Origin of the sequence: Streptomyces sp. NPDC053541, from assembly GCF_044544705.1 — a bacterium.
Lineage (GTDB): Bacteria > Actinomycetota > Actinomycetes > Streptomycetales > Streptomycetaceae > Streptomyces.
The window spans coordinates 522,832-539,199 of the sequence record NZ_JBITXM010000005.1 but is presented as its reverse complement, the minus strand read 5'-3'; the positions used below and the strand labels follow the sequence as shown (position 1 = coordinate 539,199).

Genomic DNA, 16,368 nt, shown 5'->3' with positions numbered 1-16,368 from the left:
CGATGCCCGCCAGGCCGTGCAGCAGGACCTGGGCGTGCAGGTCGTACCGGCCGCTGACCGAGGCGCACAGCCGGACCTGGTCGAGGCGGGCCAGTGCCCGTCCCGTGGCGCCGGGGAGGCCGTGCGGTACGGACATGAGGTAGACGACCGTGGTCGGCGGCCCGGCGAGCGGGTGCGCGAAGTCGCAGACGCCGACCGGACCCGACCCCACCAGGACCCCGCCCCGAGCTCACCGGAACTCCGACGGCGCGGGCACGGCCGACGCCGACGCTCGGCCCCACCCGGCCCGCATCCGCGCGCCGCCGAAACGCCGAAGAAGCGGCAGGGCGCGTGTGCGCCACGTCGATCGGTGAAACGGATCAGCGCATGAACACTGCCACCCCGGCCGAAGGCGCCCGCTGTCTGGTGACCGGCGCGAGCGGCTACATCGGGGGCCGGCTCGTGCCGGAGCTGCTCGGCGCCGGTCACCGCGTCCGCTGTCTGGCCCGGCACCCGGACAAGCTGCGCGACTTCCCCTGGGCCGACCGCGTGGAGACCGTGCGCGGGGACGTCACCGACGCGGCGAGCCTCCGAGAGGCGTTCGCCGGCGTGGACGTCGCCTACTACCTCGTCCACTCCATGAGCTCCACGCCCGACTTCGAGGCCACCGACCGGCTCGCCGCCCGCACCTTCGCCGCCGAGGCGCGTGCGGCCGGCGTGCGGCGCATCGTCTACCTGGGCGGCCTCGTCCCACGCGGCGTGCCGGAGCGCGAGCTCTCGCCCCACCTGCGGTCCCGCACGGAGGTGGGCCGCATCCTCCTCGACTCGGGCGTCCCCACCACCGTGCTGCGCGCGGCCGTGGTCATCGGCTCCGGATCGGCCTCCTTCGAGATGCTCCGCTACCTCACCGAACGGCTGCCCGTCATGGTCACCCCGAGCTGGGTCGGCAGCAGGGTCCAGCCCATCGCGGTCCGCGACGTGCTGAGATACCTGGTGGGCAGCGCCGGGATGCCCCCGGACGTCAACCGGACCTTCGACATCGGCGGCCCCGACGTGCTCACGTACCGGGAGATGATGGAGCGGTACGCCGAGGTCGCCGGTCTGCGCCGACGCCTGATCGTGCCCGTGCCCGTCCTCACCCCGCGGCTGTCGAGCCAGTGGATCGGTCTGGTCACCCCGGTGCCGGCCTCGCTGGCCAAGCCGCTCACCGAGTCGCTCCGGCACGAGGTGGTGTGCACCGAACACGACATCACGCGTCACGTACCGGACGCACCCGGGGCGCCCGTCCCGTTCGTGGAGGCCCTCCGGCTGGCCCTGCGCCGGGTGCGGGACGCACAGGTCACGACCCGCTGGTCCTCGGCCTCGCCGCCCGGGGCGCCGAGCGACCCGCTGCCCACCGATCCGGACTGGGCGGGCGGCAGCCTCTACACGGACGAACGCGCGCGCACCGTCGAGGCGAGCGCCGAGTCGCTGTGGCGGGTCATCGAGGGCGTCGGCGGGGAGAACGGCTGGTACTCCTTCCCGCTCGCCTGGGCCGTCCGGGGCTGGGCGGACCGCCTCGTCGGGGGAGTGGGGCTGCGCCGGGGCCGCCGTGACGCGGCGCGGCTGCGGGTCGGCGACGCGCTGGACTTCTGGCGCGTCGAGGAGATCGACCGCGGCCGTCTGCTGCGGCTGCGGGCCGAGATGCGGCTGCCCGGTCTCGCCTGGCTGGAGATGGCCGTCGACCGGGACGAGCGCGGCCGGACCTCGTACCGCCAGCGGGCTCTCTTCCATCCCCGGGGCCTCGCGGGCCAGGCGTACTGGTGGAGCGTCTCCCCCTTTCACGCCGTGGTCTTCGGCGGCATGGCCAGGAACATCGCCCGCACCGCCGAGACGGAGAACGGACGGCGGGTCGCGCCGTGAACGGGAAGCGGCCTCTGCCGCACCCGTCCGCCCCGCGTGGCTCCCGCACCCCCAGGCCGTGAGCAGTGACACGAGGAGGCTGCCGCCATGAGCCGTTCATGGGATCTGCAGGGACGCACCGCGGTCGTCACGGGCGCCGCCCGAGGGCTGGGGGCCGACCTGGCCCGCGGCCTCGCCGCCCGGGGGATGCGGGTGGCCCTGCTCGGTCGGGAAGCCGCCACCCTGGAGGCGGTCGCCGGGACCCTGCCCACCCGGAGCCACGTCGTGGAGGTGGACGTCACCGACGACGCCGGGATGCGCCGGGCCGCCGACGAGGTGGCCCGCGGCCTCGGCGCCCCGTCGGTCGTCATCGCCAACGCCGGTGTCGCGGAGGGCGGGCCCTTCGAATCCTCCGATCCGGAGATCTGGCGCCGGGTCATCGAGGTCAACCTCGTCGGGAGCGCCGCGACCGCGCGTTCCTTCCTCCCCGGACTGCGGGCCACCCGCGGCTACTTCCTGCAGATCGCCTCGACCGCGGCCTTCGGCGCGGCTCCCATGATGAGCGCCTACTGCGCGTCCAAGGCGGGCGCCGAGGCCTTCGCCCGCTCGCTCCGCGCCGAAGTGGCCCCGGTCGGCGTCGTCGTCGGCGTGGCCTACCTGCACTGGACCGACACCGACATGATCCGTGACGTCGACCGCCACACGGTCCTGCGGGAACTGCGCGGGCACATGCCCGCCCCCGCACGCCGGGTGTACCCAGTGGACCGTGTCGCGGCTTGGATCGGCCGGGGCGTCGAGCGGCGGTCCGCCACGGTCTACGCACCCCCGTGGCTCCGGCTCGCGCAGGCCGGACGCCCGGTCTTCCCGTTCGTCGTCGACCTGGTGTCGCGGCGCGAACTGCCGCGGCTCATGGACGAGTACACGTTCGAGCAGACCGGACTGCTTGGCCGCGGCGGCCGCATCGAGGAGGCGTCGCTCCGCCGCCCCGGCACCGCCCCCGCGTCGGGGGACGGGCAGGGACGACCATGACGTGCCGAGGCCTGCCGCTTCCGCGGTCCGCCTCGGGGCCCGAATCGGGGCCCGAATCGGGGCCGGCGGTCAGGCGGGCTCCGTGGCCGCTCCGGGCTCGGCCTCGGAAACCGGTCCGGTGGCCGGGGCCGGGCCGGAAGGGGCGGAGGGCCGCCAGGTGCGGCCCGTGCAGGCGGCCGGGAAGGTGGGGAAGAGATGTCCTGCCGGCTCGATGCGCCACAGGTGGGTGCCGCCGCAGTCGCACACGTAGGTGCCCGGCGCGGGGGAGTGGCTTGCCGGAGGGAAGGGCTCGGTAGTGCTCATGGCGTTCTCCGTAGGGGGGCGGCCGGGGGAGGCCGCCGGGATCCCGTTCTTCGGGACTGGTGCGGTGAGCTGATGCACAGGGGCCGCAGAGCGGCCGATTCCGTGTTCCCGAAGCGTCCGCATAGGCTTGCCGCGTGGGTGACGGGCAGGCGGAGAAGAGCGTGACGGAGAACGGGACCAGGACCGATCTGCGGGCCTTCGCGGTCGCCCTGCGGAGGACGATCGGCGAGGCGAACCGCCTGGTGCACGGCTTCGCCTCCGCGGAGAGGCTGCATTCCACCGACGTCCACGCGCTCTCGTTCGTGCTGGACCACCCCGACACCGCCACCCCGGGGCTGCTGAGGGAGCATCTCGGCCTGACCTCGGGCGCCGTGACCGCCTGCCTGGACCGTCTGGAGAAGGCGGGCCACATCCGCCGCAGCAGGGCGGACGACGACCGGCGGGTGGTGCGCATCCACTACGTGCCGGGGGCGCGGGCCGTGGCACGGGCCCACTTCATGCCGCTCGCGCAGGCGGCGGAGCGGGCGCGCGAGCGGTTCAGCGACGAGGAGCTCGCCGTCGTCCTGAGGTACCTGGACGCGCTGAACGAGGAGCTCGGCGAGCTCCGCGCCCCGCGCCACTAGAAAACCGCTGCCACCGTCGACCCACGTGCATCCGTGCGGTGTCGGAGCCCGGAAGGGGGTGTGGTTCAGTTTATTTCAATCATTGAGATTATTGATCGTCGAGATGCTTGGGGGTTCCTCCATGTCCGCACCCCTGCGGTGGGCGCGCAGACTGCTGCCGCTGCTCGTGCTCGTCGGCTGGCTCGCCATCGGCGGAGGGCTGGGCCCCTACGCGGGCAAGCTCGGTGAGGTGGCCACCAATGACCAGGCGGCCTTCCTGCCGCGCAGCGCCGAGTCGACACAGGTGCTCAGGGCCCAGGAGGCCTTCCGCCAGGAAGAGACCCTGCCGGTCCTGGTCGTCTGGACCGCCGAGCGCGGCGGCCCCACGCCCCCGTCCGCTCAGGCGGCCGCCACCCGCGCACTGGCCTCTCTGACGGGTGCCGCGGGCGTGGTCGGCGCCCCCTCGCCGGCCTTCCCTTCCGAGGACGGCGAGGCCCTGCGGGGCGTCGTCCAGCTCCGGCCCGACCTCGGCGACCGGCTGCCCGAGATGCTGGGCACGGTCGAGGCGGCTGCCTCCGCCGTACCGGGCACCGAGGCGTGGCTGGGCGGCCCGGCCGCCTCCCAGGCGGACCTGAGGGACGCGTTCGCGGGCATCGACGGACTCCTCCTCGTCGTCGCCCTGGTGACCGTCCTGGTGATCCTGCTCCTGGTCTACCGGAGCGTCCTGCTGCCACTGGCGATCATCCTCGGTGCCGTCTTCGCCCTGGGGCTGGCCTGCGCCCTCGTCTACGTCCTGGCCGACCACGACGTCGTACGCGTCGACGGCCAGGTGCAGGGCATCCTGTCCATCCTGGTCATCGGCGCCGCGACCGACTACGCCCTGCTGCTGGCGGCCCGCTACCGGGAGGAGTTGGGAGCCCGCGACGGCGACCGGTTCCCGGCCATGCGTGCGGCCCTGAAGCAGTCGCTCGGCACGATCCTGGCCAGCGCCGCAACGGTCGCCCTCGGTTTGCTCGCGCTCCTCCTCAGCGACCTCACGAACAACCGGGCGCTCGGTCCCGTGGGCGCCCTCGGCATCGGCTGCGCCGTCCTGAGCGCGGTGACGTTCCTTCCTGCCGTCCTGGTCCTCCTCGGCCGGGCCGCGTACTGGCCCGCCCGGCCCCAGGAGCCCACCGGGGACGACGCCCACCCCGCCTGGCGCAGGGTCGCCGCGCTCGTCGACCGCGTGCCGCGCAAGGTCTGGGCCGGTTCCCTCGCCGCCCTGCTCGCCTGCGCCGCCTTCTCCCTCACACTCGACTCCAAGGGCGTCCCGCTCGACGAGATCTTCGTCAAGGACGCCCCGTCCGTCGCCGCCCAGGCGCGCCTGAGCGCGCACTTCCCGGCCGGTGCCGGCCAGCCCGCCGTCGTCGTCGCCGACGCCGATGCCGCGGAGCGGGTCCGGACCGCCGCGCTCTCCGTCGACGGAGTCGACTCCGCGACCCTCTTCGCCGCCCCCGGCACGCGACAGCCGCTCGTCGCCGACGGGCGGGCACGGATCGACGTCACCCTCGCCGACGCCGCCGACTCCGACGCCGCCAAGCAGACCGTGGCCGCCCTGCGCGACACCCTGCACGCCGTGCCCGGCGCCGACGCCCTCGTCGGCGGCTTCACCGCGCAGCAGTACGACACCCAGGTCACCGCCGAGCACGACAGGAAGCTCATCGTGCCCGTCGTGCTCGCGATCATCCTCGTGATCCTGGTCGGCCTGCTGCGCTCGCTGCTGCTGCCTGTGCTCCTGGTGGTCACGGTCGGGCTCAACTTCCTGGCCACCCTGGGCGTCTCCGCCCTCGTCTTCGAGCACGTCCTCGGGTTCACCGGGACGGACGCCGCGGTCCCCCTGTACGGATTCGTCTTCCTGGTCGCCCTCGGCGTCGACTACAACATCTTCCTCATGTCACGGGTGCGCGAGGAGACGGTGCTGCACGGAACGCGCGAGGGCGTGCGCCGGGGACTGGTCGCCACCGGAGGGGTCATCACCTCGGCGGGCGTGGTCCTCGCCGCCACCTTCGCCGCCCTGGCCGTCATCCCGCTGGCGTTCCTGGTCCAGATCGCCTTCATCGTGGCCTTCGGCGTCCTGCTCGACACGCTGGTGGTCCGCTCGCTCCTGGTGCCCGCCCTGGTCCGCGACATCGGCCCCGCCGTCTGGTGGCCGGGCGCGCTCCGGCACCGGCCCTGACCCGCAGCGCCCTTCGCGGTCCCCGGACCGGCGGGGCGGGACGCGTCCCTCGCGCGCCCGCCCCGGCGGCGGTGGGGGCGCGGACACGGGCACGATGGTCTCCCGGCCCGGCGAAAGCGCCCGCCCCGCCCGCATCCGCTCCCCGCCGCGGCGGGGAACCGCGGAGGTAGGAACGGGAAACCAGTACGCCGGGGGACGAGCGCGCCACCGGCGGCCGAGCAGGGAGGACGCGATGACCGTCGCCGTCGTTCTGTACACCTCCGATCTCCGGGTGCACGACCACCCGCCGATGCGGGCCGCTCTCGAAGGGGCACGGGAGGTGGTGCCGCTCTTCGTGCGGGATCCGGCCGTGGACCGGGCCGGCTTCGCGGCCCCCAACCGGCTGGCCTTCCTCGCGGACTGCCTGGCCGACCTCGACCGGGAGCTCGGGGAGCGGGGCGGCCGGCTGGTGGTGCGCGACGGTGACACGGTGGCCGAGGTACGGGCCCTGGTGCGGCAGACCGAGGCCGACGAGGTCCACCTGTCCGCCGGTGTGACGGCCTTCGCCCGGGCGCGGGAGGAGCTTCTGCGCAAGGTGCTGGAGGAGGACGGGCGGCGTCTTTACGTGCACGACGGCGTGGTCGACGTCGTGCCGCCCGGTGACGTCACCCCGCAGGGTTCCGACCACTTCGCGGTCTTCACGCCGTACTACCGGCGCTGGGCGGACGAGCCCCTGCGCACCCCGCTGGCCCCGCCCAGGGCGGTGCCGGTGCCGACGGGGCCGCGCTCGGAGCGGGTGCCGCCGCGCTCCGCGATCGCGGACGTCTCGCCGGGCCTCGCCGCGGGAGGGGAGAGCGAGGGCCGCAAGCGGCTCGGCTCCTGGCTGGCGGCGCACGGGGACGAGTACGAGCAGCGCCACGACGACCTCGCGGGTGACGTCACCTCGCGTCTCTCGCCGTACCTTCACTTCGGGGCCGTCTCCGCCCTGGAGGCCGTCCAGCGGGCCAGGAAGCGCGGCGGCGCCGGAGCGGAGGCCTTCGTGCGCCAGCTGTGCTGGCGCGACTTCCATCGCCAGGTGCTCGCCGCCCGGCCCGGGGCCGCCGCCGCGGACTACCGCCCGCGGCACGACCGCTGGCGCCGGGGAGCCGAGGCCGAGGCTGACCTGGCGGCCTGGCGTGAGGGACGGACCGGCTATCCCGTCGTCGACGCCGCCATGCGCCAGCTCGCCCACGAGGGGTGGATGCACAACCGCGGCCGGCTGCTCGCCGCCTCCTTCCTGACCAAGACGCTGTACATCGACTGGCGGGAGGGCGCCCGCCACTTCCTCGATCTGCTGGTCGACGGCGACGTGGCGAACAACCAGCTCAACTGGCAGTGGGTGGCGGGCACGGGGACGGACAGCCGGCCCAACCGCGTGCTCAATCCCGTGCTCCAGGGCAAGCGGTACGACCCCGACGGCGCCTACGTACGGCGCTGGGTGCCCGAGCTCGCCGGCCTCGACGGGGCGGCCGTGCACGAGCCGTGGCGCCTGACCGGCCTCGACCGGGCGGCCTACGACTACCCGGAGCCGCTGATCGAGCTCTCCGAAGGTCTGGCGCGTTTCCGGCAGGGCCGGGACACCGCCTGAGCCCGGCCGCCGCGCTGCTCCGCCCGCGGGGAGCGAATCGATGCGCATCGCCATTCGATATCGATGCGGAAACGATGCGAGTTGAGTGAGGGTGCTCCGTCGCCGGAGTGTGAGGAGACGGAATCGACGCGGTTCCGCCGCACCGCCGCTTCAGCGGCGGTCGCACGCCCCGCAGAGCCGTGACGCCACGCGCCACCGCCCGGAGGAGGAACAGTCATGACCGTGACCCGGACGACCGGCCACCTCGCCACCCCGGCGGAGCCGCGGCCGCCCCGCGCACCGCGCGACACGGCGGCCGACGACGCCAGGATCGCGGGCGGACTGGTCCAGGGAGACGAGCGCTGCTTGGACGAGGCCTACCACCGCTGGGGACGGCTCGTGCACACCCTCGCGGCCCGCGCCCTCGGCGACCCCCGCGAGGCGGAGGACATCACCCAGCAGGTGTTCGACGCCGCCTGGCGGGGCCGGGCGAACTTCCACCCCGACCGCGGGACCCTGCCGGCGTGGCTGACCGGCATCACGCGCCGGAAGATCGCCGACGCGCTGACCGCCCGCACCCGGCGCACCATGCTCACCGCGGCCCTCGGAGCCGCCATGGAACGTACCGGCGGCTCCACCGAAGGACCCGAACGGATCATCGACCGGATCGTCGTCACCGAGGAACTCGCCCGGCTGCCCCGCGTCCAGCGCGACGTCCTGGAGCTCGCCTACTTCGCCGACCTGACCCAGACGCAGATCGCCGACCGCACCGGCATGCCCCTCGGCACCGTGAAGAGCCACGCCCGCCGCGGCCTCCAGCGGATGCGCCTGAGCCTCGACCTCGCCGCGGCCGGTGGGTGACCCGACCCATCCGGCGGCGCGAGCGCTCCGAACGACCGACAGCAGAACCAGGGCCGCCGCCTCGACGGGCCGCGGCCACCACACGACGGGTGGGAACGATGAACGCACGCAGTATCGCCGTGATCGGCGCGGGGGTTGCGGGGCTCACCGCCGCGCACCTGCTGCACCGCACGCACGACGTGGTGCTGTACGAGGGCGAAGGACGGCTCGGAGGACACGCGCACACCCACGAACTCCCCGCGGCCGGGGGCGGCACCCTCCGTGTGGACACGGGCTTCATCGTCCACAACGAGCGCACCTACCCCCACCTCCTGCGTCTCTTCCGCGAACTCGGCGTCCCCACACAGGACTCCGAGATGAGCATGTCCGTCCGCTGCGACGGCTGCGGCCTCGAATACGCCGGAGCCCGCGGCCCGCGGGGCCTCCTCGGCGGAGGCAACGCCCTGCGCGGCCGCCATCTGCGCATGCTCGCCGACGTCCCGCGCTTCCACCGCGCCGCCCGACGGCTGCTTGCCACCGGCGACTCGACCGCCTCCCTCGCCGACTTCCTGCGCGCCCACCGCTTCTCCGCCCACTTCGTCAGCCACTTCGCCGCCCCCCTCGTCGCCGCCGTCTGGTCCTGCGCCCCCGACACCGCGCTGCTCTACCCGGCCGCTTACCTGTTCCGCTTCCTCGACCACCACGGACTCCTGTCGGTGACCGGCTCCCCGCAGTGGAAGACCGTCACCGGCGGATCCGCGACCTACGTCGAACGGATCGCGAAGAACCTTTCCTCCGTACGGACCGCCACCCCCGTCCGGGCCGTCGTCCGCGGCGCCCACCGGGCGACCGTCGTCACCGCCGACGGCGAGTCGGCCGAGCACGCCGCCGTGGTCATCGCCGTCCACCCCGACCAGGCCCTCCGCCTCCTGGCCGATCCCACCGACAGCGAGCGGCGGGTCCTCGGCGCCTTCACCTACTCCCGCAACCCCACGGTCCTGCACCGCGACACCAGCCTGCTGCCGCGCTCGCCGCACGCCCGGGCCTCCTGGAACTACCGGCTGCCGTCCTGCACCGCCCGACCGGGGGCCGTCCAGGTCAGCTACGACATGAACCGGCTCCAGCGCCTTCCCGGCGACGAGCCGCACATCGTCACGCTCAACCCCGGCGACCGCGTCGACGAGTCCACCGTCCTGGCCCGCATGACATACGAACACCCCGTCTACACCGCGAAGTCCGTGGCAGCCCAGCAACTCCTGCCCACCCTCCGCAGCCCGGTCACCGCCTACGCCGGCGCCTACCACGGCTGGGGCTTCCACGAGGACGGCTGCCGCTCCGGCGTCGAAGCCGCCCGCCACCTGGGGGTGAACTGGTGATGACCGGCCCGGTCCCGCCACCCGTGCCCGCCCTGTACGCGACCGAGGTCGCCCACACCCGCGTCGACCCCGTCCACCACGCCCTGCGCCACCGCACCTACCTGTGGCTGGTCGACATCGACGACCTGCCCGTCCTGCCCCGGCCGCTGCGCCCGCTCGCTCGCTTCGACCCGCGCGACCACTTCGACGGAACCGCACCCTCGCTGCGGGCCGGAATCGACGCCTACCTGGCCGCGCAGGGCGTGCGGAACGCGGACGGCCGGGTCCTGATGCTCGCTCACGCCCGCGTCCTGGGGCACGTCTTCAACCCGCTCACCCTGTACTGGTGCCACGACCGCGCCGGGCGCCCCGTGTGCGTGGTCGCCGAGGTCCACAACACCTACGGCGAACGCCACTGCTACCTGCTGCACCCCGACGCACGGGACCACGCCGAGACCGCCAAGGAGTTCTACGTCTCGCCGTTCCTCGACCTCGACGGCACCTACCGCATGCGGCTGCCGCTCCCCGGCGAACGCCTCGACCTGACCGTCCAGTACCGCCGGCCGAACGGGTCCCGCCCCCTGACCGCCACGGTGCGCGGCGCCCGCGGCCCCGCCGGCCCGGCCGCCCTGCTTGCGGCCGCCCTCCGCCACCCGTGGTCCACCGCCGCCGTCTCCCTCGGCATCCGCCGCCACGGCATCCACCTCTACCTCAAGGGGCTGCGCGTCCGGCCGCGGCCGCCCCGCAGGACCCCCGCCCAGGAAGGCACGTCATGACCCTCCCGCCTCCGCCGACCGCGCCCGCCACCACCCGGGCCGGCCAGGTTCCGGTCGACCCGGACCGCTGGCCCGACGTCGCCCGCCTGCCCCGCGCCTCGGCACTGCGCACCGCCGTCGCCCGCCGTCTCGTGGAGCGTGCCCTCACCCGGCTGCCCCTGGGGATACGGACCGGCACGAGCCTGCTCCCGGGACCCACGCCGCCCGGTGGGCACGGCACCGTGCCCACCCTCACGCTCCACGACCCCGACGCGTTCCACCGCCGGATCGGCGCCGACGGGCTGATCGGCTTCGGAGAGTCGTACATGGCCGGCGAGTGGGACGCCGACGACCTCGTCGAGGTCCTCACCGTCCTCGCCCGGCACGTCGACGACCTCGTCCCCGGGCCGCTGCACCGGTTCCGGGGCGCCTGGGTCCGGCGCAGACCCCGGGCGGACCTCAACACCCCCGACGGGGCGCGCGAGAACATCCACCGTCACTACGACCTCTCCAACGAGCTGTTCGCCCTCTTCCTCGACCCCGGTCTCAGCTACTCCTCGGCGGTCTTCGACCCCCTCCCGGCCGGGCCGGCCCCCCTCCCCGACGCGGAGTTCACCGCGGCCCAGCACCGCAAGATCGACCGGCTCCTCGACCTGGCCGGGACCGGACCGGACACCGACCTCCTGGAGATCGGCACCGGCTGGGGCGAGCTCGCGATCCGCGCCGCCGCCAGAGGCGCCCGGGTCCGCACCGTCACCCTCTCCGAGGAGCAGCTCGCCCTCGCCCGCCGGCGCGTGGCACAGGCTGGCGTCGCCGACCGCGTCACCGTCGAGCTCCTCGACTACCGCCACGTCCAGGGGCGTTACGACGCCGTCGTGAGCGTCGAGATGATCGAGGCCGTCGGCGCCGAGTTCTGGCCCGACTACTTCACCGCGCTCCGCCGCCTCCTCGCCCCCGGCGGCCGGATCGCGCTCCAGGCCATCACCATGCCGCACGCGCGGATGCTCGCCACCGCCCGCACGCATACCTGGATCAGCAAGTACGTCTTTCCTGGCGGCCTGATCCCCTCGCCGGAGGCCATCGCGCGCGAGAGCGCCGCCGCCGGCCTGCGCATCGCCCACGACCAGGGCTACGGCGCCCACTACGCCGAGACACTGCGCCAGTGGCGCACCCGCTTCCTCCACCAGGAGACCGCCGTCGCCGCGCTCGGCTTCGACCCCGTCTTCCGGCGCATGTGGGAGTTCTACCTCGCCTGGTCCGAGGCGGGATTCCGCGCCCACTACCTCGACGTCCGCCAATTCCTGCTGACCGCCGACACCCCCCGGGAGGCCGGCGCGCCCGCCGGACCCACCGGCCTCGCCGGCCGGCCGGAGGAGAGGCCGTGAGCGCCGTCGACCCCGGTGCCCTCGGGCTCGTGCTCGCCGCCTCGGCGGCCACCGCCGGCGCCGTCATGCTGACGGCCTTCGCGATCGGCACCGCCAAGGGACTCCACCGGATTGTGGACGTCGCCTGGGGAGCCGCCTTCGCCGCCGTTGCCGTCGTCGCCTGGTTCCTCTCGGCCGGGCACGGCGACGACGTGCGCCGGACCGCCGTCGCGCTCGCCACCGTCGTCTGGGGACTGCGGCTCGCGACCCACATCGCCCTGCGCGGACGCGGCCACGGTGAGGACCCCCGGTACGCCCGGATGCTCGCCCGCGCCCGCGGCAACCCCACGCTGTACGCGCTGCGGAAGGTCTACCTCCTGCAGGGCGCCCTGGTCTGGCTCGTCTCCCTCCCCGTCCAGTTCGCCGTCCTGTTGCCCGGGCCGCCGGGCGCGACCCTGTGGGCGGGGCTCGCCGTGTGGGCCGTGGGGCTCGGCGTCGAGGCGGTGGGGGACCGGCAACTCGCCCGGTTCAAGGCCGACCCGGCGAACCGCGGCCGGATCATGGACCGGGGGCTGTGGAGCTGGAGCCGCCACCCGCACTACTTCGGCGACTTCCTCGTGTGGTGGGGCCTGTACCTGACGGCCTGTGCCACCTGGAAGAGCGCCCTGCTCACCCTCGTCTCCCCACTCGTCATGAGCGGCCTGCTCATCTGGGGCAGCGGCAAGCGGCTCCTGGAGGCCCACATGGCGGAACGCCCCGGTTACGCGGCCTACCGCGCCCGCACCAGCGGCTTCATCCCCCGCCCGCCCCGCCGAGCGGCGGAACCGGCCCGGGACGGCGGCGACGGCCCGGCCCGGACCGACACCTGAGAGAGGGGCCCTCACGCCTGAGACGGGAGCCCTGCCCGTACCGGGGACAGATGGGGGCCCTGCCCGTACCGGAGACACGAGACAGCGGTCCGGACAGCCGGCGGCGGCCCGCGAGGCGAACTCAGGCCTCGGGACGTCGGCCGGGCTCCCCGTACAGTCGGGCGATCACGCCGATCGCCTCGCGCAGCCCTCCGGGGCGCACCATCGCCGGCGCCAGAGGCCGGCCGAGCCAACCCGGCCCCGCCAGCAGGACCAGGGGCGCCGTACGGGCACCCCGCACCCCGAACGCCGTGCCGGCGACATGCCGGGCGAGGGCGTGGTTCGCGGTGGACCGTGCCTGGGACCACAGGGCGACGGCGGCCGGTCCCGACCGGCGCACCGCCGCGTCGAGGGCCTCCGCGGGCACCGCCGCCCCGAACATCCGGGTCGGCAGGCCCCGCTCGGCCAGTCCCGCCGCGAGCGCCTCCAGTGGCAGTGTGTGCTGCTCCCCGGGGGCGCAGGCCAACACGACGGGCGCGGCCTGGGAACCCGTCGCCGGGCCGGTCACGGCGGCGCGCCGCAGCGCGGTGGAGACGTGCCAGGAGAGCAGGTGCTCCACCTCGACATAGCGGTCGTCGGACGACTCCCACTTGCGGCCCACGGCGTGCAGCGTCGGCATCATGATCTCCTGCCACGCGGTGACCAGGCCGTGCTCGGCCAGCGCCTCCTGGAGCAGCCCTTCCATGGCGGGGCCGTCGAGGCGCACGGCGGCACGGGCCAGCCCGCGGGCCTCCTGTCGTACGTCGCCCAGGGGAAGCCCACTGCCGGGCCCCGCCCGACGGCCCCTCCCCTGGGGCACACCGCCCGGGGCTGAAGGGGCGGCGGGAGCGGACGGAGCGGCGCCGGCGGCGGATTCGAAACCCGCACGGGTACCGGCACCGGCTTCGGCGTCAGCACCGGCCACGGCGACGGGAACGGGAACGGCCGGATCCACCGCGGGCCGCGCCTGCCGGGCCGCCCGGGCGGCCTCGGCGGGCGGGACGCCCGCGGCCGTGAGACGGCACATCTCGTCGAGCACCGCGATGTCCGCGGGGCTCCACCGCCGGTGCCGTCCGTCCGGGCGCACGGCGGGACCGATGCCGTAGCGCTGGTCCCAGGAGCGCACCGTGGTGGGGGAGACGCCCAGGCGCCGGGCCACGGCACCGGTCGTGATCCCGTGAGCCGTATCGGACATGCCACCCACCCTACGACGCGAAACGATGCGGAAACGATGCGTGCCGGGCGGCCGCGAGGAGGGCGCCGTCACAGGTCTTCCGCTTCGGCTGCCTGCGGAAGCCGTGTGGCCACCGCGTCACCCAGCCGCTCGAACTCCGACCGCAGGAACGGCTCGGCGAGGCGGGCGAGGCCCTTGAACGCCAGCGACGCCCGATACGTCAGCCGGGTGCCCGTCCCCTCGCCGGCGAAGCGCAGGACGTCGGTCGCCCGTACCGTACGGTTCTCGCCGACGAACACCAGTCGCCCGGGCTCGCGCACCACCAGCTCGTAACGGAGCTCGGTCGTACGGCCCCGGAACCGCGAGGTGTTCCGCCAACTCGCACCCGGTCGTACCGGCCCTTCGTCGAGCCGTACGCAACGGACGGTGCCGGGATCCCACTCCTCGGTGCGCGCGAAGTCCGCCAGATAGGCCACGAGCTCGGCCAGCGGACGGCGCACCGCGATGACGCGCTCCACAGTGATCACCGTACGGTCCTCCTCCTGCGTTCCGCCGGGTTCGCGAACCGCCCCCGGCACCCGTCCTTCCGGCCGGAGGGCCCCGGCGGATGCGCCGCGCCCCGCGCCGGGTGCGGGACGGGTGCTTCACGCGGGCAGGCTCAGTACGAGGAGGGGGGTGGTGGTGGGCCGGGAGGAGCCCGTGGCGGGTTCGAGGGTGAGGCCGAGTGCCGTCGCGTCGGCGGGGTCGCCGTCGACGAGGACGGTGCCGTCCTGGTGGACGAGACCGGCGGGGAGCATGGTGCCGTCGTGCTGGAGCCACAGCTGGTAGGTCCTGCCCGGCGCGGGTGCGGGAAGACCGGTCGCGGTGAACACGGCCCTGTTCTGGCTGGTGGAGGTGACGACGGTGGTGAGCGCTCCGTTGGCGGTCTTGCCGTGCACGGTCTGCGCGTCGGGCGCGGCCAGGACGCCGCTGATGGTGTCGAGGTTCTGCTGCGCCCGCCGGCTCTGCTGTTCCGCGTCGCGTGCCTCCTGGTGCTGCCAGGCGGCGAGACCGGCGAACGAGGCGGCGGCGACGAGAGCCGCCGCGAGCCCCAACGGCAGGGCCTTGCGGCGCAGCCGGCGGCCCCGGTCCGGCGTCGCGGACGGGGGGGTGAGGCGCGGCGGGAGCTGGCGGACGCCGTCGATGGCGTCCAAGGTGCGCTGCTTCAGCGCGGCGGGCGCTTCCCTGGTGGTGGCGGCGGCGAGCCGGGCCGTGGTGGCGTGGAACTCCGCCACCTCGCGTCGGCAGGCCTCGCACTGGTCGAGGTGACGGGCGAACGTGTCGGTCTCTTCGGCGTCGAGTGCGTCGAGGGCGTAGGCGCCGGAGAGGGCGTGGATGTCGGACGCGTGGTGTTTCACGTGGTCACCCCCATGCAGTCGCGGAGCCGGATGAGCCCGTCGCGCATGCGTGTCTTGATGGTGGGAAGCGGCGTGCGGAGGGTCTCGGCGACTTCACGGTAGGTGAGTCCCTGGTAGTAGGCCAGGGTCACGGCCTGGCGCTGGAGTTCGGTCAGGCCGCGCAGGCAACGGCGTACCTGCTCGCTCTCCAGGCGCGTCTCGACCTGTTCGGCGACGTCGTCGTGGGCGGTGCGGTGGTCGCGGACGGCCTGGGCGTGTTCGCGGTCGATCGCGGCCTGCGCGGAGCGGACCCGGTCCACGGCACGGCGGTGGGCGATCGTCGCCGCCCAGGCGGTGACGGAGCCGGAGTCGCTGCGGTAGCGGGCCGCCTGGCGCCACAGGTCGATCATGACCTCCTGGGCGACCTCCTCGGACTGCGCGGGGTCGCGCACGACTCGGAGCACGATGCCGAAGACCATCGGGGCGAGCGCGTCGTACAGGGCCGAGAAGGCGTCCTTGTCGCCCTGGGCGACCCGCTGCATGACGGCGGGAAGGTCGGGGGACCCGGTTGTGCTCCGGGTGCTTCGGAAGGGGAGCGGCTCGTTCACCGGACGCTCTCCGCGCGAGAAGACCAGGCGGAGACGCCGGTCGGGGCCGGTCGGGGCAGGGCGGTCCATCGCATGCTGGTCCTTCGTTGCCGGAGCTCGTTCGGTGCTGTCACGGGTGAGACGCCCCGGAGCGCATGACCGCGGGACACCTCTGCATGTACTTCGTTGCGGACGCCCGAACGGATGGGACCCGTTTCGTCGCCGCGTCCCGCGGCCGGACGCGGGAACGCGGCCGTCTCGGCCCCCGGCCGTCGGCGCGGCGCCACCGCGCGAGACCGGCCGGGCATGCCGGGCAGCTCACGGGCCTCCGGCCCAAGCGCCGGCCGGGCATGCCGGGCAGCGCACGGGATCCGGCCCAAGCCGCACGGACCGACCGGTCTCCCGCTCGGCGAGCCTGCCACGATCGCCGTCAGGG

At 74.6% G+C, this 16,368-nt stretch carries 15 protein-coding genes; 10 read left to right on the top strand and 5 right to left on the bottom strand.

Features of this window, described 5'->3' with window-relative positions:
• Positions 1-366: 366 nt before the first annotated feature.
• Positions 367-1,881: an SDR family oxidoreductase gene (locus ACIGW2_RS16200; protein WP_399844077.1), complete on the top strand. Its 1,515-nt coding sequence runs from the start codon at positions 367-369 to the stop codon at positions 1,879-1,881.
• Between the two features lie 87 nt (positions 1,882-1,968).
• Entirely contained in the window at positions 1,969-2,889 is a 921-nt protein-coding gene (locus ACIGW2_RS16195) for an SDR family oxidoreductase (protein ID WP_391656407.1), read from the top strand.
• Between the two features lie 69 nt (positions 2,890-2,958).
• Here ACIGW2_RS16195 and ACIGW2_RS16190 read toward each other — a convergent pair whose 3' ends face one another.
• On the bottom strand, positions 2,959-3,192 hold the full coding sequence (locus ACIGW2_RS16190) for a hypothetical protein (protein WP_391656406.1): 234 nt from the start codon (positions 3,190-3,192) through the stop codon (positions 2,959-2,961).
• Positions 3,193-3,326: 134 nt separating this feature from the next.
• Here ACIGW2_RS16190 and ACIGW2_RS16185 point away from each other — a divergent pair, with 134 nt between their 5' ends.
• From ACIGW2_RS16185 to ACIGW2_RS16150, 8 genes are all read left to right on the top strand, one after another.
• A complete protein-coding gene (locus ACIGW2_RS16185; RefSeq protein WP_391656405.1) occupies positions 3,327-3,815 on the top strand; it encodes a MarR family winged helix-turn-helix transcriptional regulator in 489 nt (162 codons plus the stop codon).
• Positions 3,816-3,936: 121 nt separating this feature from the next.
• The gene (locus ACIGW2_RS16180) at positions 3,937-6,009 is read left to right on the top strand and encodes an MMPL family transporter (protein WP_399844074.1); all 2,073 of its coding nucleotides are present in this window, start codon (positions 3,937-3,939) and stop codon (positions 6,007-6,009) included.
• Positions 6,010-6,241: 232 nt separating this feature from the next.
• Positions 6,242-7,615: a cryptochrome/photolyase family protein gene (locus ACIGW2_RS16175; protein ID WP_399844072.1), complete on the top strand. Its 1,374-nt coding sequence runs from the start codon at positions 6,242-6,244 to the stop codon at positions 7,613-7,615.
• Between the two features lie 216 nt (positions 7,616-7,831).
• Positions 7,832-8,455 carry a sigma-70 family RNA polymerase sigma factor gene (locus ACIGW2_RS16170; protein ID WP_391656402.1) on the top strand — a complete coding sequence of 208 codons (624 nt, stop codon included), beginning with the start codon at positions 7,832-7,834 and terminating at the stop codon, positions 8,453-8,455.
• Between the two features lie 98 nt (positions 8,456-8,553).
• Complete coding sequence (locus ACIGW2_RS16165; RefSeq protein ID WP_391656401.1) at positions 8,554-9,810, top strand: NAD(P)/FAD-dependent oxidoreductase; 1,257 nt, start codon at positions 8,554-8,556, stop codon at positions 9,808-9,810.
• Positions 9,810-10,565, top strand: coding sequence for a DUF1365 domain-containing protein (locus ACIGW2_RS16160; RefSeq protein WP_391656400.1), 756 nt, complete (start codon positions 9,810-9,812; stop codon positions 10,563-10,565). Before ACIGW2_RS16165 ends, ACIGW2_RS16160 begins: the two co-directional genes overlap by 1 nt.
• Positions 10,562-11,929 (top strand): class I SAM-dependent methyltransferase, encoded by a 1,368-nt coding sequence (locus ACIGW2_RS16155; protein WP_391656399.1) that lies wholly within the window; start codon positions 10,562-10,564, stop codon positions 11,927-11,929. The genes ACIGW2_RS16160 and ACIGW2_RS16155 overlap by 4 nt, the downstream gene beginning before the upstream one ends.
• A complete protein-coding gene (locus tag ACIGW2_RS16150) occupies positions 11,926-12,777 on the top strand; it encodes a DUF1295 domain-containing protein (protein ID WP_391656398.1) in 852 nt (283 codons plus the stop codon). Before ACIGW2_RS16155 ends, ACIGW2_RS16150 begins: the two co-directional genes overlap by 4 nt.
• Before the next feature lie 121 nt (positions 12,778-12,898).
• Here the strand turns inward: ACIGW2_RS16150 and ACIGW2_RS16145 are convergent, their stop codons facing one another.
• From ACIGW2_RS16145 to sigK, 4 genes are all read right to left on the bottom strand, one after another.
• Positions 12,899-13,990 carry a MerR family transcriptional regulator gene (locus ACIGW2_RS16145; RefSeq protein WP_399844068.1) on the bottom strand — a complete coding sequence of 364 codons (1,092 nt, stop codon included), beginning with the start codon at positions 13,988-13,990 and terminating at the stop codon, positions 12,899-12,901.
• Between the two features lie 68 nt (positions 13,991-14,058).
• Complete coding sequence (locus ACIGW2_RS16140) at positions 14,059-14,496, bottom strand: SRPBCC family protein (RefSeq protein ID WP_399844066.1); 438 nt, start codon at positions 14,494-14,496, stop codon at positions 14,059-14,061.
• A gap of 117 nt (positions 14,497-14,613) precedes the next feature.
• Complete coding sequence (locus tag ACIGW2_RS16135) at positions 14,614-15,366, bottom strand: anti-sigma factor domain-containing protein (RefSeq protein ID WP_399844064.1); 753 nt, start codon at positions 15,364-15,366, stop codon at positions 14,614-14,616.
• A complete protein-coding gene (gene sigK / locus ACIGW2_RS16130; protein ID WP_391656416.1) occupies positions 15,363-15,953 on the bottom strand; it encodes an ECF RNA polymerase sigma factor SigK in 591 nt (196 codons plus the stop codon). Before sigK ends, ACIGW2_RS16135 begins: the two co-directional genes overlap by 4 nt.
• Between the last annotated feature and the right edge of the window lie 415 nt (positions 15,954-16,368).